Annotated in this window: 21 protein-coding genes; 12 read left to right on the forward strand and 9 right to left on the reverse strand. The window is 57.8% G+C overall.

Annotated elements, in window-relative coordinates; all coding sequences use genetic code 11:
* Positions 1-4 precede the first annotated feature (4 nt).
* Positions 5-451, reverse strand: coding sequence for a hypothetical protein (locus LU196_RS19290; RefSeq protein ID WP_232761034.1), 447 nt, complete (start codon positions 449-451; stop codon positions 5-7).
* A gap of 229 nt (positions 452-680) precedes the next feature.
* Here LU196_RS19290 and LU196_RS19295 point away from each other — a divergent pair, with 229 nt between their 5' ends.
* Entirely contained in the window at positions 681-1,964 is a 1,284-nt protein-coding gene (locus LU196_RS19295) for a cytosine deaminase (protein ID WP_232761032.1), read from the forward strand.
* 46 nt (positions 1,965-2,010) lie between these two features.
* Here LU196_RS19295 and tsgA read toward each other — a convergent pair whose 3' ends face one another.
* Entirely contained in the window at positions 2,011-3,192 is a 1,182-nt protein-coding gene (gene tsgA / locus LU196_RS19300; RefSeq protein ID WP_232761030.1) for an MFS transporter TsgA, read from the reverse strand.
* Between the two features lie 260 nt (positions 3,193-3,452).
* Between tsgA and ppiA the strand changes: the two genes are divergently transcribed.
* The 5 genes from ppiA (at position 3,453) to LU196_RS19325 (ending at position 6,802) form a co-directional block, all read left to right on the forward strand.
* The gene (gene ppiA, locus LU196_RS19305; RefSeq protein WP_232761182.1) at positions 3,453-4,025 is read left to right on the forward strand and encodes a peptidylprolyl isomerase A; all 573 of its coding nucleotides are present in this window, start codon (positions 3,453-3,455) and stop codon (positions 4,023-4,025) included.
* A 98-nt stretch (positions 4,026-4,123) separates the two neighbouring features.
* Positions 4,124-4,288 (forward strand): YhfG family protein, encoded by a 165-nt coding sequence (locus tag LU196_RS19310; RefSeq protein ID WP_232761028.1) that lies wholly within the window; start codon positions 4,124-4,126, stop codon positions 4,286-4,288.
* Positions 4,278-4,877, forward strand: a complete 600-nt coding sequence (locus LU196_RS19315) for a putative adenosine monophosphate-protein transferase Fic (RefSeq protein ID WP_232761026.1) — start codon at positions 4,278-4,280, stop codon at positions 4,875-4,877. Before LU196_RS19310 ends, LU196_RS19315 begins: the two co-directional genes overlap by 11 nt.
* Before the next feature lie 41 nt (positions 4,878-4,918).
* Complete coding sequence (locus LU196_RS19320; protein ID WP_232761025.1) at positions 4,919-5,494, forward strand: aminodeoxychorismate synthase component II; 576 nt, start codon at positions 4,919-4,921, stop codon at positions 5,492-5,494.
* Positions 5,495-5,581: 87 nt separating this feature from the next.
* Positions 5,582-6,802, forward strand: a complete 1,221-nt coding sequence (locus LU196_RS19325; protein ID WP_232761023.1) for an aspartate aminotransferase family protein — start codon at positions 5,582-5,584, stop codon at positions 6,800-6,802.
* Here LU196_RS19325 and LU196_RS19330 read toward each other — a convergent pair whose 3' ends face one another.
* Positions 6,803-8,878, reverse strand: a complete 2,076-nt coding sequence (locus LU196_RS19330) for a YccS/YhfK family putative transporter (protein WP_232761021.1) — start codon at positions 8,876-8,878, stop codon at positions 6,803-6,805.
* Positions 8,879-8,936: 58 nt separating this feature from the next.
* Entirely contained in the window at positions 8,937-9,569 is a 633-nt protein-coding gene (gene crp / locus LU196_RS19335) for a cAMP-activated global transcriptional regulator CRP (RefSeq protein WP_000242758.1), read from the reverse strand.
* Positions 9,570-9,871: 302 nt separating this feature from the next.
* On the opposite strand from crp, the gene LU196_RS19340 reads away from it, so the two are divergent.
* Positions 9,872-10,276 carry an OsmC family protein gene (locus LU196_RS19340; RefSeq protein ID WP_232761019.1) on the forward strand — a complete coding sequence of 135 codons (405 nt, stop codon included), beginning with the start codon at positions 9,872-9,874 and terminating at the stop codon, positions 10,274-10,276.
* Between the two features lie 34 nt (positions 10,277-10,310).
* Here LU196_RS19340 and LU196_RS19345 read toward each other — a convergent pair whose 3' ends face one another.
* The 3 genes from LU196_RS19345 to LU196_RS19355 form a co-directional block, all read right to left on the reverse strand.
* Positions 10,311-11,180 (reverse strand): phosphoribulokinase, encoded by an 870-nt coding sequence (locus LU196_RS19345; RefSeq protein ID WP_232761017.1) that lies wholly within the window; start codon positions 11,178-11,180, stop codon positions 10,311-10,313.
* A 61-nt stretch (positions 11,181-11,241) separates the two neighbouring features.
* Entirely contained in the window at positions 11,242-11,460 is a 219-nt protein-coding gene (locus tag LU196_RS19350) for a YheU family protein (protein WP_232761015.1), read from the reverse strand.
* 2 nt (positions 11,461-11,462) lie between these two features.
* Positions 11,463-12,479, reverse strand: a complete 1,017-nt coding sequence (locus tag LU196_RS19355; RefSeq protein WP_232761013.1) for a hydrolase — start codon at positions 12,477-12,479, stop codon at positions 11,463-11,465.
* A gap of 60 nt (positions 12,480-12,539) precedes the next feature.
* On the opposite strand from LU196_RS19355, the gene LU196_RS19360 reads away from it, so the two are divergent.
* Positions 12,540-13,142: a LysE family translocator gene (locus LU196_RS19360; protein ID WP_232761011.1), complete on the forward strand. Its 603-nt coding sequence runs from the start codon at positions 12,540-12,542 to the stop codon at positions 13,140-13,142.
* Here LU196_RS19360 and LU196_RS19365 read toward each other — a convergent pair whose 3' ends face one another.
* A complete protein-coding gene (locus tag LU196_RS19365; RefSeq protein ID WP_232761010.1) occupies positions 13,143-14,123 on the reverse strand; it encodes a LacI family DNA-binding transcriptional regulator in 981 nt (326 codons plus the stop codon).
* 233 nt (positions 14,124-14,356) lie between these two features.
* On the opposite strand from LU196_RS19365, the gene tauA reads away from it, so the two are divergent.
* From tauA to tauD, 4 genes are read left to right on the forward strand one after another with little or no spacing between them, the layout of a single operon-like run.
* Positions 14,357-15,331 carry a taurine ABC transporter substrate-binding protein gene (tauA, locus tag LU196_RS19370; protein ID WP_232760994.1) on the forward strand — a complete coding sequence of 325 codons (975 nt, stop codon included), beginning with the start codon at positions 14,357-14,359 and terminating at the stop codon, positions 15,329-15,331.
* Positions 15,332-15,341: 10 nt separating this feature from the next.
* On the forward strand, positions 15,342-16,109 hold the full coding sequence (gene tauB / locus LU196_RS19375) for a taurine ABC transporter ATP-binding subunit (protein ID WP_232760992.1): 768 nt from the start codon (positions 15,342-15,344) through the stop codon (positions 16,107-16,109).
* The gene (gene tauC, locus LU196_RS19380; protein WP_232760991.1) at positions 16,106-16,927 is read left to right on the forward strand and encodes a taurine ABC transporter permease TauC; all 822 of its coding nucleotides are present in this window, start codon (positions 16,106-16,108) and stop codon (positions 16,925-16,927) included. The genes tauB and tauC overlap by 4 nt, the downstream gene beginning before the upstream one ends.
* Positions 16,924-17,763, forward strand: a complete 840-nt coding sequence (gene tauD / locus LU196_RS19385; protein WP_232760990.1) for a taurine dioxygenase — start codon at positions 16,924-16,926, stop codon at positions 17,761-17,763. The genes tauC and tauD overlap by 4 nt, the downstream gene beginning before the upstream one ends.
* A 42-nt stretch (positions 17,764-17,805) precedes the next feature.
* Here tauD and LU196_RS19390 read toward each other — a convergent pair whose 3' ends face one another.
* Positions 17,806-19,710, reverse strand: coding sequence for an ABC transporter ATP-binding protein (locus tag LU196_RS19390; RefSeq protein WP_232760989.1), 1,905 nt, complete (start codon positions 19,708-19,710; stop codon positions 17,806-17,808).
* Between the last annotated feature and the right edge of the window lie 40 nt (positions 19,711-19,750).

Consider the following 19,750-nt stretch of genomic DNA (forward strand, 5'->3'; position numbering starts at 1 on the left):
GTTTTTATTTCACCCGACGCAGTGACAGCTGGGCACCGTCCCAAAACAGCCGTGCATTGCCGTCAGCCAGCACGCTCAATACTGCGCCGGGGGCAGGGCCCCAAGGCTGATTACCACAGGCCACATTGAAGCCATAGCGGACGTTGAAATCCTTGTCCTGCTGCGCCCCGTTGGCCGCGCTTAAGCGCGGTTTGCCTTTGCAGTTGTCCTGACCTGGCGCAATGCTGCGCTCGGCGGTGCCGCGTGTCCACACAATGGCATCGGGTTTGAAGGCTACGCGTGCGCCCATGAACTGCGGATCGTTTTTGATGTAAATTTGCCCGCTCTGCGGTTTAGGCGTGACGGCCACAACTTGCCATTCGCCTTGCACGCTTGACCACGTCACCGGGGCGGCCGTGACCGTCGCGCTCAGCGGTAACAGCAGCGCGCCGAGCAGGGGAAGAGTGCGCATAAAACTCCTTAATAATCAGGTGGCCGCCACAAGTCTGGCGGGAAAGCGTAGCCTTGTACAGACTGAGTGCGCGCAAGCCTGCGCCGTTGTCTTTATAAAACGACCAAACGGGGGCTGCATTCTCGGTTTTTTGCCCTTTTTTCGGCGTCGCGTCATGCAAAAAATCGATGACGCGTGCCGCCCGCGTTCCGTGCTAGTTTAGCGAAGAACAGCTTAACAGGAGGCAAGCATGGCAAACCGCGCACTTGAGTGGATTAACAACCTGCGTTTAGCGGGGCAGCCGGGACAGTGGCAGATGGCGATCGCGCACGGTAAGATCGCCGCCCTTCATCCGCAGCCAGAGCAAATGCCCCCGCAAAACAACGCGCTGGATGCGGAAGGCGGGTTAGCGCATGCTCCGTTTATTGAACCGCATATTCATCTCGACACCACGCAAACTGCCGGCGAGCCAGCGTGGAATCAATCCGGCACGCTGTTTGAAGGGATTGAGCGCTGGGCCGAGCGCAAGGCGCTGCTCAGCCACGAGGACGTTAAGCAGCGCGCGCGGCAAACGCTAAAATGGCAAATTGCCAACGGCATCCAGCACGTGCGTACCCATGTAGATGTTTCCGACCCGACGCTTGCGGCGTTGAAAGCGATGCTGGAGGTCAAAGCCGAGATGGCGCCGTGGGTCGCGATCCAGATCGTGGCTTTTCCTCAGGAAGGGATTCTCTCTTACCCTAACGGTGAAGCGCTGTTGGAAGAGTCGCTGCGCATGGGCGCGGATGTGGTGGGTGCTATCCCGCATTATGAATTTACCCGCGAATATGGCGTAGAATCGCTGCACAAAGCCTTTGCGCTGGCTAACCGTTACGACCGGCTGGTGGATGTGCACTGCGATGAAATTGATGACGAGCAGTCGCGTTTTGTGGAGACCGTGGCGGCGCTGGCGCACCGCGATGGCAATGGCGAACGCGTTACCGCCAGCCACACCACTGCGATGCATTCGTACAATAACGCTTATACCTCACGGCTGTTCCGTCTGTTGAAGCTCTCTAACATCAACTTCGTGGCCAATCCGCTGGTGAATATTCATTTGCAAGGGCGCTTTGATAGCTATCCAAAACGGCGCGGTATTACGCGCGTGAAAGAGCTTCTCGAGGCAGATATCAACGTCTGCTTTGGGCACGATGATGTGTTTGATCCCTGGTATCCGCTGGGCACCGCAAACATGCTGCAGGTGCTGCATATGGGGCTGCATGTCTGTCAGCTGATGGGCTATGAGCAAATCGATGATGGCCTGCGGTTAATTGCCGAAAACAGCGCGAAAACGCTGCAGGTGGCAAACTATGGCCTGAAGGAAGGGGATGAGGCCAGCTTGGTGATTTTGCCCGCAGAGAGCGGCTTTGATGCGGTCAGGCGCCAGGTGCCGGTGCGCTATTCGGTGCGCAAAGGCACGCTGATTGCGGCGACCGAGCCCGCGCGCAGTGAAATTTATCTCGGTGAAACGGAAGCGGTAACCTTTACGCGCTGACTGAATAAGCCGGGGCGACCTGCTGGCCGCCCCGGCAATCACGCGGTCAGTGCGAAGCGCCGTGGCTGTACTGACGGTGCCGCGTCACAAACCCCAGCAGCACGCACATCACAAATACCACCGCGTACAGACCGTTGGCCGTAGAGAGCGCCGCGTGTGCGCCACCTTTGGCCACGATAGGGCCGGTCACGACGAACGTCAGCATGGTTCCCACGGTGCCGCAGGTGAGAATGAAGTTCACCAGTTTGGGAGAAGAGACGCGCGTTTGCATCGATCCCAGCGTAATAATGGTGGTGTAAATCGCGCTGGAGAAGAAGCCGAGTGCCATGATGATCCAGTGCAGCATGCTGGCATTTTCGGTGGTCACAAACCAGTACATTAGCCCGGTGGCGAGCGCGGCCAGCACCATCAAAATGCGTTGCAGATCGAAGAAGCGCAGCAGGAAGCTGAATGCCCACATGCCAACCATATACGCCGTCCAGAAGTTACCCACCAGCTGACCCGCAGAGGCGATATCCATGCCCATGGATTTGGTCGCGTACTCTGGCACCCAAGAGATAAAGCCCAGCTGGCCGAGAATGTAGCAAAGTGCCGCAATCGACAAGAACAACACGCCAGCGCCCCATTTTTCGCGCTGCGCGCCCTGGATGGCGGGTTCGTTTTCCAGCTGCGGGAACTCCACCATCAGCGTCAGGATAAAAATCGCCACATAAATCAGACCGATGCAGGCATACACCCAATACCACGGCAGCGCGCGCGCCAGCAGAATGCCCGCGATGATGGGGAATACCGTGCCCGCCATGCTAAAGAAGGAGTCGGTGAACAGCAGGCGTGAGCCGCGCTGACGTCCATCATACAGGTGCGTGATCAGGAAGGTCCCGATGGACATAGTGATGCCACTGACCACGCCCAGCACAAACATACACAGCGAAAACACGCTGAGATTGTGGCTGGTCATCAGGCCTGCAACGGCGAGAATCATCAGCACAAAGCCGAAGATCAATTGACGCTTGAGCGGCACAATTACCATCAGCCAGGCATTCAGAAACACGGCGACCAGAATACCGGCATTAAGGAAGGTGAAGGTGTTGCTCATTTCTGAAATGGGCATCTGGAAATATTGAGCAATATTATCCAGAACCATACCGGTAACGATCACCAGTGCGCCAGTGAGCGCATAGGAGAAAAAGCTAATCCAGGTAAGGCCAATGCGATTACGGTTTGTCATGTTCTGAACCTGTGGTGCGCCGAGGCGGCAAAAAGTGTCATGAATTGTAAATCCAACTGTGATCTTAATAAACAACGAGTGAAATGAGCAGAAATTATTTCATTAATAGTGTGATTTTCGTCACGCAAATGATTGCGTCGCGACAAATAGACAAACTCGGATACATCCACGTAAAAATAGGTAAAACGCTGGCTCTTGTATTACATGCTCTTTACAATCATTCTCGTTTTGAGCGAGCTCACTCTGGTAAGGAACCTTTCATGTTTAAACGTACTTTGACAGCGGCCGTGGCCCTGTTAGCCCTTTCTTCGGTATCTGCTTCCGCGCTGGCAGCAAAAGGGGATGCCCATGTGCTGCTCACCACCTCTGCGGGCAATATCGAACTTGAACTGAATAATCAAAAAGCCCCGATTTCGGTAAAAAACTTCGTCGACTACGTGAACAACGGTTTTTATAACAACACCATTTTCCACCGCGTGATCCCCGGTTTCATGATTCAGGGCGGCGGCTTCACCGCTGACATGAAGCAGAAGCAAACTGTCGCGCCGATCAAAAACGAAGCGGATAACGGCCTGCGCAACCTGCGCGGCACCATTTCTATGGCGCGTACCGCTGAAAAAGACAGCGCCACCAGCCAGTTCTTCCTGAACGTAGCGGATAACGCATTCCTTGACCACGGCCAGCGCGATTTCGGTTACGCGGTGTTTGGTAAAGTAGTGAAAGGCATGGATGTGGTCGATAAGATCGCACAGGTGCCAACCAAAGATGTGGGGCCTTACCAGAATGTCCCCGCTAAACCAGTGATTATCCTCTCCGCGAAAGTCCTGCCGTAAACGCCTGCCGCGCCATTGACCGATGGCGCTCGCTGGCTCGCTCCGGCAAAGCAGAAATTTGCTCTTATACTTAGGGCAAACTGCCTGCCGGAGGTCCTATGACCAGCAAACTGACCGACAAACAAAAAAACACCCTGTGGCAACAGCGTCGCCTGGCTAATTATCAAGCCAGCTGCCGTCTCGCCGGCTATACGCTCAGCGATATTCCTCTCGATGACGCCGACGCGCGTCTGGCCTCATTAAGGAGGCAGTATGGCGGATAACAGCGTGGCGGTACGCGATCCCTATCTGTGGCAGAACGATCCGGTGTTAAAAAATCGCCTGGACATTCACGACGAGGCGCAGTTGCGCAAAGCGGAGCTGGCATTTAGCGCAGCGCGCCTGGCGACGCTTGATCTGGGCCCGCGCACCCTCGGTATGCCGTGGTTGCGCCACATCCATTTCACGCTGTTCCAGGATATTTACAGCTGGGCAGGCGAACTGCGTACGATCGATATGTGGCATAAAGAAACGCCTTGCTGCCACTGTGAATATATTGAAACGCAGGGCAATGCGCTGATGGACGAGCTGGAAAATGAGCACTGGCTGAGCGAGCTGTCGCAAGATACGTTCGTTGCGCGCCTCGCGTACTATGTCGTTGAGATGCATGTGCTGCATCCGTTCCGCGCAGGAAACGGACGCGCCCAGCGTATTTTCTTTGAGCAGCTGGCGCTGCATGCAGGCTATCTGCTGGAGTGGTCGGCGCTGGAGCGTGATGACTGGAACCGCGCCCTTAACGCCGCCCTCGACAGTGACGGCAACATGGATGGGCTGCACGAGCAGTTAGCAAAAGGGGTAAGCCCCGCGCGGTAAAATGCGTAGAATAGCGGCGGTTTTATTGACCCGAGGGCCTTATGCTGCTGCTGATTGATAATTACGACTCCTTTACCTGGAATCTCTACCAGTATTTTTGCGAACTGGGTGCAGACGTGCAGGTCGTGCGCAACGATGCCATCACCCTCGAGGCGATGGCGGCGTTGCCGCTTTCGCATCTGGTGATTTCGCCCGGTCCCTGTACGCCCGACCAATCCGGCATCTCGCTGGACGCCATCCGCCATTTTGCCGGACGCGTACCCATTCTCGGCGTGTGCCTTGGTCATCAGGCCATTGCGCAGGCCTTTGGCGCGCGCGTGGTACGCGCCCGCGAGGTGATGCACGGCAAAACCTCGGTGATTCAGCACACCGGTCAGGGCGTGTTTCGCAATCTTAATCAACCCCTTACGGTGACACGCTATCATTCGCTGGTGGTCGAGCGCGCCTCACTGCCCGCTGAGTTTGACGTCACGGCCTGGAGCCTGCGCGACGGCGAACCCGATGAAATCATGGGCTTTCGCCATCGCACGCTGCCGCTGGAAGGCGTGCAATTCCATCCCGAGAGCATTCTGAGCGAGCAGGGACATCAGCTGCTGGCAAATTTCCTGCGGACATAAGTTATGTTTGCCATTGTGTGATTTTTTATGCATATTCCATGACTATTATTTCATTGTTGATTAACGAAAAACCTCATGAGGTGCTCAATGGCAGCGGAAAAAGTAGCGGTAAGCAGAGAAACGTTCGATAACGTCATTTTGCCTGTTTATGCACCAGCGCAGTTTGTGCCGGTGAAAGGCAAAGGCAGCCGAGTCTGGGATCAGCAGGGCAAAGAGTATATCGACTTCTCAGGCGGCATCGCCGTGACTGCGCTGGGCCATTGTCATCCTGCGCTGGTGGAAACGCTTAAAAGCCAGGGCGAAACGCTGTGGCACACCAGCAACGTATTCACCAATGAGCCCGCGCTGCGCCTGGCCACCAAGCTGATTGCGGCCACCTTTGCCGAGCGGGTGTTCTTCGCCAACTCCGGTTCCGAAGCCAACGAGACCGCCTTTAAACTGGCGCGCTATTACGCCTGCAAAAAGCACAGCCCGTTCAAAAGCAAGATTATCGCGTTCCACCATGGCTTCCACGGTCGCACGCTGTTTACCGTGTCCGTTGGCGGTCAGCCGAAATATTCAGATGGCTTTGGGCCGAAACCGGCGGACATCGTCCACGTACCGTTTAACGATCTCGCCGCGGTAAAAGCGGTCATCGACGACCATACCTGCGCCATTGTGGTAGAGCCTATTCAGGGTGAAGGCGGCGTGATGCCCGCCACGCCAGAATTTATGCAGGGTCTGCGCGCGCTGTGCGATGAACATCAGGCGCTGCTGGTGCTGGATGAAGTACAGAGCGGCATGGGCCGCAGCGGCAAGCTGTTTGCCTATGAGCATTACGGCATCACCCCCGATATTCTGACCACGGCCAAAGCATTGGGCGGCGGCTTCCCGGTCAGCGCCATGCTAACCACGCATGCGATCGCCGCCGTGATGGCGCCGGGCGTGCACGGCAGTACCTACGGCGGTAATCCGCTGGCCTGCGCGATCGCTGAAACGGCGGTGGATATCATCAATACGCCGGAGGTCTTGAATGGCGTTGCGGCGCGTCATCAGCAGTTTGTTGAGGCGCTGACCGCCATCGGTAAGCAGTACGATATCTTCAGCGAAGTGCGCGGCAAAGGGCTACTGATTGGCGCGGTACTCAAACCGCAGCACGCCAGCAAAGCGCGCGATATCCTGCACGCGGCAGCGCAGCAGGGCGTCATGATTCTGACGGCCGGCGCCGATGTGATGCGCTTTGCGCCTTCGCTGGTGATTGAACCCACCGATATCGAAGAGGGCATGGCGCGGCTCGCGCGCGCCATTGAGCAGGTACTGGCGGCGTGATCAGCTTTTCGGCTTGAGCACGCTGAGCCAGCGGCCATGATGTGGTCGCTGGCTCCACGCCAGCGACGACAGGGTATGCATTACATTGAGGTGCTGCAGGATGCGCTTCACGTGCTGCTCGACAATGGTCACTGGCCCTTCGTTGAAATTCTCCGGCGCCTCCAGAATATTGCTGTCGCTCCCCGATCCGTCGTACATCAGCCGCTGCTGGCAACGCTGCAGCGCAATTTCACAGGATTGCAAATAGCGCTCCGCCAGCGCTGGCGTCAACATCGTGTGTTCGCGCGCCAGAATCGTCATCGCATTAATGTGCTCCACGATAAACTGGCTGTGCGTCACCCACATGCGCATATCTTTCAGGTATTGGGTGTTAAAGCCGGGCTCACTGGATGCCTGATTGAGTGAGTTGAACAGCGCATTATGCGCCTGATTGACCCGCACGCGCTGGTAAGCCAGTTTTTCCGGTGACTGCTCGGGCCCGAGTAACAGGCGCAGCGCGTCCTGATACGTTTCTAAGGCGTCATGCGCATTGCTGCGCAGCAAGCCACTCTGCCACTGCGGCCAGAGCCAGATCATGCCACCAAAGGCAATCAAACAGCCCATCAGCGTGTCCAGCATGCGCGGCAGCAGAAATTCCGCGCCGTTGAGCGCCAGCAGCTGCAACGAATACACCGCCGTGACGGTAAAGCCAATCATCGACCAGCCGTAATATTTACGCGTGACCAAATAGCTGGTCAGGGTAATCACCAGCATAAATAGCAGCGCGATGGACTCCGGCACGGCAAAGCGCAGCGAGGCCGCCGCGATAAGCAACCCTGCGAAGGTGCCCAGCGCGCGGTGCTGAATGCGAACGCGCGTGGCGCTGTAGCCGTTTTGGCTGACAAACAAGATGGTCATCAGAATCCAGTACGGTTTGGGAATGTTAAAAAACAGCGCCAGGGCGCTCCCGAACATCAGCATTACGGCAAAGCGGGCTGCGGTGCGCAGGGCCGCCGATCGCCACGATAAGTAGCTGCGCAGCGCGGCGAGCAGCGGCAGACGACGTTGCCGGTCAGCCATCAGATCGCGCGTGTAAAGCGGCCTTTGCGTGCGTAAAACGCGCGCAATGCGGCTGAAATGATAGAAGCAGAAATGTCCCACCGGATTATCGGGATGCTGGCGGGCAATCTTCTCCAGCGCCCCCAGGGGCTTCTCCATCTGAAAGCGCGGTGGGATCTGATGATACAAAATGGCGTCCGCCAGGCGCCGCAGGCGGGCGGAGATGAGAGTGGCATTCCAGCGGATAACCGCCTCGGCGTGGCTCTGTTCCACCAGCTTTTGCACCTCTTCGGGCTGATGCAAACTGACCGCGATGTGCTCCTGTAAATCCAGCGCCACCTGGAACGCACGCGTGAGATGCTTGTGACTGTTATCGCGATTCGCAGACAGCATATGCATCTGCTGATAGCAGGTGTTAATCAAATCCACGGCTTTCTGCTGGCGTGCCAGCAGCGGCGGCAGCGCTTTTTCCGGATCGGTCAGTTGGGTAAGGAGGCTATATTTGGCCTCGCAATAGTCAGCCAGCTCACGGTAGAGCAAACTGAGCGTTTCGCGCATCGGTTGCTCTTTCCATAGCCAGAACCAAAACCCGTTGAATGCGCCGTACCACAGCGTGCCGCCGATATAGAGCAGCGGTGGCACCCAGAGCGGCATACGGCCAATCAGGCTGAGGGTAAAAATCGCAGCAATCAGCGTACCGGGTAGAAGACGACCGTGCAGCGGACTGATTTCACCGGTGACTCCGACCAGCAACGGCAATACCAGCAGCACCAGCGGCAGCGGGATAGCCCAGGCGGTGAGCCACTGCACGAGAAAGCTGCCGGTGGCAAACAGCGAGCCGCCTACGATCAGGCGTTTGAAGAAGCGTTTGTGGGGGGTATCCAGACCGGCGATGTTGCAGCAAGCCGGCACCAGCGAAAACAGTAGCCCTTTTTGCAGATCGCCAAACAGCCAGCCGAGCGCCACGGGCAAGCACAGCACCAGCGTTTGCCGCAGCGCATAGTTGACTTCAGGATGGTAGATGATTCGGCGCCACATCAGAGCATCATCAATAGAGACGGCGTGATGTTGCCATCACGCCGGGGTGTGAGACGACTTAGCGGGTGCCGTAAACGACGATGGTTTTGCCGTGTGCGGAAATCAGGTTTTGATCTTCCAGCATCTTCAAAATTCGGCCCACGGTTTCGCGGGAGCAGCCCACGATTTGGCCAATCTCCTGACGGGTGATTTTAATCTGCATGCCGTCCGGGTGGGTCATTGCATCGGGCTGTTTAGCCAGATTCAGCAGCGTTTGTGCGATACGGCCAGTGACGTCGAGGAAGGCAAGGTTACCGACTTTTTCGGACGTAACTTGCAGGCGACGGGCCATCTGCGATGACAGACGCATTAAAATATCCGGGTTTACCTGAATCAGCTGACGGAATTTTTTGTAGGAAATTTCAGCCACTTCGCAGGCAGTTTTAGCACGTACCCAAGCGCTACGCTCTTGGCCTTCTTCAAACAGGCCCAGCTCGCCGATGAAATCTCCCTGATTGAGGTAGGAGAGAATCATCTCTTTGCCTTCTTCATCTTTAATCAGAACCGCAACGGAACCTTTAACGATGTAGTACAGCGTTTCCGCTTTCTCACCCTGATGGATGAGCGTGCTTTTGGATGGATATTTGTGAATATGGCAATGGGACAGGAACCATTCGAGTGTAGGGTCTGTTTGCGGTTTGCCGAGAACCATTCGCTATTATCCTCTGTTGTAATCGTGCCCGAAACACAGGGGCAGTTTTCCCTGTTAGGCGGGGTAAACGTAAAGCGTTTCCAGTAGGGAACTATTTTTTCGGGTGATTCTTAAGCTACGCTTTTGATTCTTCCCGCCTTCGTCTGCTGCGACGAAAATATTTTCAGCACTGTTTGTAGCACAGCTTTTACGGACTGTCTCCTGTTGTCTCGCTTCAGCAAGTAGGGAAGCGTCTGGATTGCTGTTTCGCGGGTGACAGCGTAATCTGGCGGCAGACCAGGCGCATCAGGAGACAAAAAAATATGCAGGCACGCGTTAAATGGGTGGAAGGGCTTACCTTTCTCGGAGAATCCTCATCGGGGCATCAAATTTTGATGGACGGCAACTCCGGCGACAAAGCGCCAAGCCCGATGGAAATGGTGCTGATGGCCGCAGGTGGCTGCAGTGCCATTGATGTGGTATCCATTTTGCAAAAAGGCCGTAATGAGGTGGCCGACTGTGAAGTCAAACTGACCTCCGAGCGCCGCGAAGAAGCGCCGCGTATCTTTACCCACATCAATCTGCATTTCGTGGTCACGGGCAAGGCGCTGAGCGATAAAGCCGTGGCGCGCGCCGTGGACTTGTCCGCCGAGAAATATTGTTCAGTGGCGATTATGCTGGGCAAGGGCGTTGAGATCACCCACAGCTATGAAGTGATCGCGCTGTAACGCGTGTGGCCGCTACGCGGCCGCGGGCAGCGCGCTATTCGATGCGTTTTCCCTCTATCAGACGCTGCACCAGCGGCGTCATGATCAGCTCCATCGCCAGCCCCATTTTGCCGCCCGGCACCACCAGCGTGTTCATGTGTGAAATAAAAGAGCCCTGAATCATCGCCAGCAGATAGGGAAACGCAATCCCTTCCAGCCCGCGGAAATGAATCACCACGAAGCTTTCATCCAGCGAAGGAATTTCACGTGCGGCAAACGGATTGGAAGTATCCACCGTCGGCACGCGCTGGAAGTTGATGTGGGTGCGTGAAAACTGTGGCGTAATGAAGTTGATGTAGTCTTCCATGGAGCGGACCACGGAATCCATCACCGCCTCGCGTGAATGGCCGCGCTCGCTGGTGTCGCGCACCAATTTTTGAATCCACTCAAGGTTAACAATCGGCACCACGCCCACCAGCAGATCCACATGCTCGGCGACGTTATGCTGCTGCGTCACCACGCCCCCGTGCAGCCCTTCGTAAAACAGCACGTCGGTGTTCTCCGGCAGCGGTTGCCACGGCGTAAAGGTACCGGGCACTTGGTTCCACGGCACTGCTTCATCGTAGGTATGCAGGTATTTACGTGACTGCCCCAGCCCGGTTTCACCATAGTGTTTGAAGGTATGTTCAAGCAGGCCGAAGTCGTTGGCCTCGGGGCCAAAGTAGCTGATATGGCGCCCGAGATCGCGCGCCTTGCGGATCGCCATGTCCATCTCGGGACGCGTATAGCGGTGAAAGCTGTCGCCTTCCACTTCTGCGGCGTGCAGATCGAACTGCTGGAATATTTTGCGGAACGCGAGGCTGGTGGTGGTGGTTCCCGCGCCGCTGGAACCGGTAACGGCGATAACTGGATGCCTGGCTGACATAACAGCGCTCCCTGTGAAATCCGACGATGAGCATTGTTAACACGAATTGCGGCGCGGTGCATTAGCCGCGAAATTCACGCCTTGGCATAATGTTTACGGATTCGTGCAGTTCTGACCACACCAGCACCACCTCGCCCTGTTCCAGCTGGCGGCGTACGTCGGCCACTTTCTGCGCCAGGCTGCGCTCCTGTTCGCCATAATCGGTACCTTCGCGCAGCACGAAGCTCTCGATCAAATTCTCAAGGGTTGTTACGTCAAGCTCTTGCCAGGGAATAATCATCGTTAACCGTCCAAATAGGTTGAGAGCCAGTCCGGTACGCGCTGTTCCAGCCACATTTTCGGCTGGCGCAGCGAGCCCCCCACGAAGCCAACGTGGCCGCCGTGCTGGGTGAGCTGATACTGAATCGCCGGCGCCAGCTGCGCGGGCAGGGGGATCACCGCATCGGTCATAAAGGGATCGTCTTTGGCATGGATAATCAGCAGCGGCTTGCGTACGCCGGTTAACAGCGGCAGCGCGCTGGCCCGTTGATAATAGTCGCCAGCGTCAATAAAGCCATGCGCGCGCGCCGTGATCGCATCGTCAAACTCGCGCAGCCGACGAAAGGTGCGCAGCTGACGCAGATCCACCGGCAGCGTGCCCGGCCAGGCGCGCAATTTGCGCGTGGCGTTCTTTTTCAGCTGGCTCAGCAGATAGTGCTGATAAAAGCGGGAGAATCCCACTTCCAACTTCTGGCTGCACGGCTCAAGCGCCAGCGGGGCGGAAATGGCCACCGCGGCGTCCAGCGGAGCGTCGTTGCCCTGCAGACCCAGCAGACAGGCGAGCATATTGCCGCCGAGCGAGACGCCCACCGCGGCGGTCGGCACGCGACCCCACTCGCGTTGCAGCCAGTGCAGAAAATAGGTCGCGTCTTCGGTTTCGCCGGAGTGGTAGATGCGCTGCAGACGATTGGGCTCGCCACCGCAGCCGCGAAAATGCATGACGACCCCCAGCCAGCCGCGCGCCTGACAAGCCTGCATCAGGCCGTGCGCATAAGGGCTGCGAAAGTGACCTTCTAATCCGTGGAACATGACCATGCGCGGCTTATGACGCGCCTGAGCCGGATCTTCGCTCCATGCCAGATCGATGAAATCGCCGTCCGGTAACTCTAAGCGCTGCCAGTGCGGACGCAGCGTCACGCGGCGGCGCAGCAAGCGAGGCAGCAGCGTTTGCAGATGCGCGTTGGTAAACCCGCGCAGGGGCGTGAAGTGCTCGCCGTCCGGAGGGGCAAAATAGCTGGGGTAAAGGCTTGTCTGATGCATAACTCGCTGATAGCTTCGATAGGTTGTCTGCGTTTTGGGGTGAGGAGCACCCGAATATTCATGGAACTGAGTCTGTTTTTCTCAATGCTGGGCTTTTTATGGGTCGCTGCCATCACACCGGGCCCCAATAATATGTTACTTACCGCCTCAGGTGCTAATTTTGGTTTCTTGCGCACGCTGCCGCTGCTGCTGGGGATCATGATCGGTATGCAGGTCATGCTGCTGATGGTGGCGTTCGGGGTCGGCAGTCTGATCCTGCTTTATCCGTCGCTGCATCTGGTCCTGAAAATCGCGGGAAGCCTCTATTTGCTGTGGCTGGCCTGGAAAATTACCACCGCAAAATACGAGACGCTGGATACGCACCGTCCGGACGCCGCTCAAATGCCGTTCTGGCAGGGCGGATTGCTGCAGCTCATCAATCCGAAAGCGTGGCTGATGGCGCTGGGCGCGGTGGCCAGTTTTAGCCTGAGCGGCGCGGCCTATCTGCACTCGGTGCTGGCGATAAGCGTGGGCATGGCGCTGGTGAACCTGGTGTCTGGCCTGATCTGGATCGGTTTCGGCTCGCTGATTGGTCGCCTGCTGCACAGCCCGCGCGCCTGGCGGGCCTTTAATGTATTTATGGGCGTGCTGACCGCCGCGTGCGTCCTGCTGATTTGGTTCTAATCAGCTTGAGGCGCGCTCAATGCGCCTCCACGGCAGCACCTCGTGCACGACCTCGCTCTGCGGCTGGCGGATACGCTTGACCAACAGCTGCACGCTCCGGGCACCCATCTCATTCATGGGCTGTTCGATGGTCGTGAGCGGCGGATTGAGACTGCCGGTAAAGGAGATCCCGTCAAACCCCACCACGGCAAGATCTTCCGGCACACGCAGGCCAGCTTCCAGTGCCGCATGCACCACGCCGACGGCCAGCACGTCAGAGACGGCGAACACCGCATCCGGTCGCTCGGCCCCCGCCAGCAGCGTCTGTAGCGCCTGACTGCCCGCCTCGCACGACACTGTTTCGGCATAGGCAACGTTGCTAAACGGCAGACCCAGCTCCTCAACGGCGGCGCGGTAACCCGCTTCGCGCTGATGCGAATAGAGATAGCGCATATCGCAGTTTACCAGCGCAATGCGGCGAGAGCCCTTTTCCGCCAAATAGCGCACCGTTTCATAAGCCGCCTCTTTATTGTTGATTGAGACGCTGGACGCCGCGATAGCCGGATCGTACTCAGCGCACTGCACCCAAGGTGCATCGCCTATCAGCGGCTGCAGCTCATGCAAACAGGTTGCGGCATCCATGGTGATCACGCCATCTACCACTTTTCCCGTTAGCAGCGAGAGATAGGCAGATTCGCGATGAAACTGCGACGCCGAGTTGCACAGCAAGATGTGATAGCCCTGCGCTTCGGCTTCCGCCTCAATGCCTTGTACCACGCGTGAGCAGAAGGGATTGGTAATGTCAGAGATCAGCACCAGCAGCATATGGCTCTGCGAGGTACGCAGCTGGCGCGCCAGCAGATTAGGCTGATAGTCGCAGATATTTATTGCCGCAAGCACTTTGTCGCGGGTATCGGGCCGCACGCCAGGATGCTGATTTAACACCCGTGAAACCGTGGCTTTAGAGACGCCAGCCAGGCGTGCAACTTTCTCAATCGACATTGACGTCAGGACCATGACAGGAAAACAAAATAGTAACCTCTATCAATAACACAGTCGGCATGTGAGCGTATGACATTTTTAGTTAATTATGTCGTTTTTGCATTTGCGGCTTTTGCATACCGATACCCAAAGTTGATCTAAGAACCCATTGTCATAAGGGATAAGTTTTAATTCCTTTGTGAAACTATCCCCGCTGGCGACACTGCCGTCAGCACCTAACCTTGGGGAAAACGATGATGGCAATCAGAACAACGATAACGGCGGTGGCGCTTGCCCTGATGGCGTTTCAGGCACAGGCCGTGAACGTGACGGTGGCGTACCAAACCTCGGCAGAGCCCGCCAAAGTGGCGCAGGCCGACAACACCTTTGCGCAGGAAAGCGGCGCGACCGTTGACTGGCGCAAATTTGACAGCGGCGCCAGCGTGCTGCGCGCGCTGGCTTCCGGCGACGTGCAGATCGGAAACATAGGCTCCAGTCCGCTCGCGGTGGCGGCGACGCAGCAGCTGCCGATTGAGACGTTTTTGCTGGCGTCGCAGCTCGGCAGTTCAGAAGCGTTGGTGGTCAAGAAAAGCGTGCACGATCCCAAAGATCTGATCGGTAAACGCATTGCGGTGCCCTTTATCTCCACCACGCATTACAGCCTGTTAGCCGCCCTAAAACACTGGGGCATCAAACCGACCCAAGTGCAGTTGATCAATCTCCAGCCGCCCGCGATCGTCGCCGCCTGGCAGCGCGGTGATATCGACGCTGCCTATGTCTGGGCCCCGGCGGTGAACGCGCTGGAAAAAGAGGGGCGGGTGTTGACGGACTCGTCGCAGGTGGGGCAGTGGGGGGCGCCGACGCTGGATGTGTGGGTGGTGCGCAAAGACTTTGCTCAGCAGCATCCTGACATTGTTACCGCCTTTGCCCGCAGCGCCATCGCGGCGCAAAAAGCCTATCTGGATAATCCAGAGGCGTGGCTCAAACAGCCTGAAAACCTCAGCAAACTGGCGCGCCTCAGCGGCGTGCCGGAGAGCGACGTTCCGGCACTGGTAAAGGGCAACACTTACCTCACCGCGCAACAGCAAGTGACGCAGCTCGGCAAGCCGGTTAATCAGGCGATTGTGGATACCGCGCATTTCCTGAAAGAGCAGGGCAAAGTCCCCGACGCCGCAAGTGATTACAGCAGCTTCACCACGCCACGTTTTGTAGAACCCTTAACGCAGTAGCGGAGGCGATATGCTTAACCTCTCTCATGTTTATGCCCGCTATGGCAGCGCGCCGGTGCTACAGGATATTACGCTGCAACTCCATCCTGGCGACCTGATGGTGGTGCTGGGACCGTCGGGCTGTGGCAAGACCACGTTACTTAACTTGATTGCTGGCTTTTTGCCGTATGACGCCGGCGCGATCGCGCTCAATGGAGAGGCGGTAAAAGGGCCGGGCGCCGAGCGCGGCGTGGTGTTTCAGCATGAAGGCCTGCTGCCGTGGCGCACGGTGTTGGATAACGTGGCGTTTGGTCTGCAGCTGGCCGGTATGGGGAGATCGGAGCGTGATGCGATTGCGCGGCGGCTGCTTGAACAAGTGGGGCTGGCAGGCGCCGAATCGCGCTTTATCTGGCAACTCTCCGGTGGACAGCGCCAGCGCGTGGGGATTGCGCGTGCGCTGGCTGCGGACCCGCAACTGCTGTTGCTGGATGAACCCTTTGGCGCGCTGGACGCCTTCACGCGTGAACAGATGCAAACGCTGCTGCTGACGCTGTGGCGCGATACCGGTAAACAGATCCTGCTGATCACCCATGACATCGAAGAAGCCGTGTTTCTGGCCAGCGAACTGGTGCTGCTGTCGCCGGGGCCGGGGCGCGTGGTTGAGCGCCTGCGGTTGGATTTCGGCCAGCGCTTTGCTGCGGGAGAGCCGTGCCGCAGCATCAAATCCGATCCGGCGTTTATCGAACAGCGTGAATACGTGCTGCAACAGGTGTTCGCGCAGCGGGAGAACGCGCTATGAGCACGCTATTGGACAAAGCCCCCGTGCGCCGCAGCCTACGCTGGCCGCTGTCACGCTCGTTGACGCTTAGCCTGTTAAGCGTCGGGCTGCTGCTGGCGCTGTGGTGGAGCGTGACGACGCTGGGTCTGATTGCGCCGCTCTTTTTGCCGCCGCCGCAGCAGGTGCTGCGCAAGTTGTTGCTGATCGCCAGTCCGCAAGGCTTTATGGACGCCACGCTGTGGCAGCACTTGGTGGCAAGCCTGACGCGCATGCTGGTGGCCTTTTTCTGTGCTGCGCTGGTGGGGATCCCGGTGGGCATTGCCATGGGCTTAAGCCCGGTGGTGCGCGGCCTGCTCGATCCGCTGATTGAGCTCTACCGTCCTATCCCGCCGCTGGCCTACTTGCCGCTGATGGTGATTTGGTTCGGCATCGGCGAAACCGCCAAGATTCTGCTGATCGCGCTGGCGATTTTCGCGCCGGTTACGCTCTCAACGTTGGCTGGCGTGAAACAGGCGCAGCAGGTGCGGGTTCGCGCCGCGCAGTCGCTGGGGGCCACGCGCATGCAGGTGCTGCGCTTTGTGATTCTGCCGGGGGCGCTGCCTGAGATTTTAACCGGCTTACGCATTGGTCTCGGCGTCGGTTGGTCAACGCTGGTCGCAGCGGAGCTGATCGCCGCCACGCGGGGGCTGGGATTCATGGTGCAGTCCGCCGGGGAGTTCCTGGCCACGGACGTGGTGCTGGCGGGGATCGCGGTGATTGCCTTTATCGCTTTGTGTTTAGAACTGGGTTTACGCGCGCTGCAGCGCCGTCTGACGCCCTGGAGTGGAGAACAGCAATGAATGAACGCATTACTTTTACCGCGCTCGGCCCGCATATTGGCGCGCAGGTCAGCAACCTCGATCTTAGCCGTCCGCTGAGCGATGCGCAGTTTGAGCAGCTTTATCACGGCCTGCTGCGTCATCAGGTGCTGTTTCTGCGGGATCAGGCCATCACCCCCGCGCAGCAGCGGGCGCTGGCGGTGCGCTTTGGCGACTTGCACATCCATCCGGTTTATCCCCATGCCGAGGGCGTGGAAGAGATTATCGTGCTGGATACGCATCAGGATAACCCGCCGGACAATGACAACTGGCACACCGACGTCACCTTTATTGATACGCCGCCCGCCGTCGCGATTCTGGCCGCCAAGCAGCTGCCACCGAGCGGGGGCGATACGCTCTGGGCCAGCGGCATTGCGGCGTGGGAGGCCCTGTCAGAACCCTTTAAACAGTTGCTGAGCAGGCTGCAGGCCGAGCACGATTTTAAAAAATCGTTTCAGGAGTACAAATACCGTAAAACCGAGGCGGAGCATCAGCGCTGGCAGACCGCGGTGGCGAAGCATCCCCCGGTCGTGCATCCGGCGATGCGCACCCATCCGATCAGTGAGCGCAAAGCCTTGTTTGTGAACGAAGGCTTTACCACGCGGCTGTTGGGCGTCAGTGAAAAGGAGAGTGAGGCACTGCTTAATTTTCTGTTCTGGCACAGCGTGAAGCCGGAGTTCCAGGTGCGCTGGCGCTGGCAAGAGAACGATGTCGCTATCTGGGATAACCGCGTGACGCAGCACTACGCCAATGCCGATTACTACCCGGCACGGCGCGTGATGCACCGCGCCACGGTGTTGGGCGATAAGCCGGTGTAAGGCCGTGCACGTTGCACCGCGTTAGGCCGGTTTGCCCGACGGTTAACCGGCCAGCATCTGCTCCAGTTGCTCTTGCGCGTCCAGCCACGCCATTTCCACGTCTTCCAGCGCAGCTTTGCTCTCAGCCTGACGCTGCAGCGCGGCGGCAAGGTCAGCTTTGCGTGGCTGCTCGTAAATCGCGCTGTCGGCGAGCAGCGCTTCCGCTTCGCTGAGCTGGGTTTGCCACTTCGTCATCTGCTTTTCCAGCTTTTCAATCTCTTTGCGCAGCGGCTGCGTTTGCGCGCGCATTTCGGCCTCGCGGCGTTTCTGATCTTTGCGTGACTGGGCGCTGTTAGCGTTATCCTGCTTGGGCGCGGCATCCTGTTGGGCCTGCTGCTTTTGCAGATCGCTCAGCCACTGCTGATAATCATCAAGGTCGCCTTCAAAGACATCGACTTTGCGATCGTGCACCAGATAGAGGTCGTCCGTGGTGGAACGTAACAGGTGGCGATCGTGTGAGACCACCACCAGCGCGCCGTCGAAATCGATCAACGCTTCGGTCAACGCTTGGCGCATATCGAGATCCAAATGGTTTGTCGGCTCATCCAGCAGGAGCAAATTGGGACGCTGCCAGACAATCAGCGCCAGCACTAAGCGGGCTTTTTCACCGCCGGAGAAGCGCGCCGTGGCTTCAGAGACTTTGTCGCCCTGGAAGCCAAAACCGCCGAGATAGTCGCGCAATTGCTGCTCTAACGTTTGCGGCGCAAGGCGGGACAAATGCTGCAACGGCGACTCATCGGCCCGTAAAAACTCCAGCTGATGCTGCGCGAAATAGCCAAGCTTAATGCCTTTCGCCAGGCCGACTTTGCCCGCCAGCGGCTCAATTTCACCGGCTAACAGTTTAATGAGCGTCGATTTCCCCGCCCCGTTTCGCCCCAGCAGGCCAATGCGCGATCCCGGTACCAAATTAAGCTTGATGGCGTCGAGGATAATGCGCTCACCGTAGCCGGCGGTGACATTCTCCATCTTTAACAGCGGATTGGGCAGCGTCTCAGGCGCGCGAAACTGGAAGCTAAAGGGATTGTCGACGTGCGCGGGGGCGATCAGCTCCATTCGCTCCAGCATTTTAATCCGGCTCTGCGCCTGTTTGGCTTTGGTGGCCTGCGCACGGAAGCGGTCAATGTATTTTTGCAGGTGTGTGACTTTCTCCTGCTGACTTTGGTACAGCGCCTGCTGCTGCGCCAGCTTGGCCACGCGCTGACGCTCAAACGAGCTGTAGTTGCCGGTGTACTCGAACAGCGTTTGCTGTTCGATGTGGATAATTTTATCCACCACGGGATCAAGGAAGTCGCGATCGTGGGAGATCAGAATCAGCGTGCCTTCATAGCTTTTTAGCCAGCGCTCCAGCCAAATCACCGCATCGAGATCAAGGTGGTTGGTGGGTTCATCCAGCAGCAGCAGGTCGGAGCGGCACACCAGCGCCTGCGCGAGGTTAAGGCGCATGCGCCAGCCGCCGGAGAAATCGCTCACCGGCCGCATTAATTGTTCCTGGCTAAAGCCCAATCCGTGCAGCAGGCTGGCTGCACGGGCGTGTATGCTCCACGCCTGAATAGCGTCGAGTTTGCCGTGCACCAGCGCAATGGCGTTGCCGTCATTCTGTTCGTTGGCGCGCGCTAATTCAGACTCAAGCTGACGATATTCGCGGTCACCATCAATAACATATTCCAGCGCCGGTTTACTCAGCGCGGGCGTTTCCTGGTTTACCCAGGCCAGCGCCCAGCCACCGGGGAAGGTAAAACTTCCGGCGTCGCTGCTGATTTCGCCTTTGAGTAGGGCCAGCAGCGTTGATTTTCCGCAGCCGTTTTTGCCCACCAGACCCACCTTCTGACCGGGGTTAATGGTGGCCGTCGCGTTATCCAACAGCACGTGGGTGCCGCGGCGTATTTGTAAAGAGGAGAAGACAATCATAAGCGCCGTATCGTCAGAATATGTTAATTTACCGGCAACA

The organism is Pantoea sp. Mb-10, assembly GCF_021272205.1.
Lineage (GTDB): Bacteria > Pseudomonadota > Gammaproteobacteria > Enterobacterales > Enterobacteriaceae > Pantoea.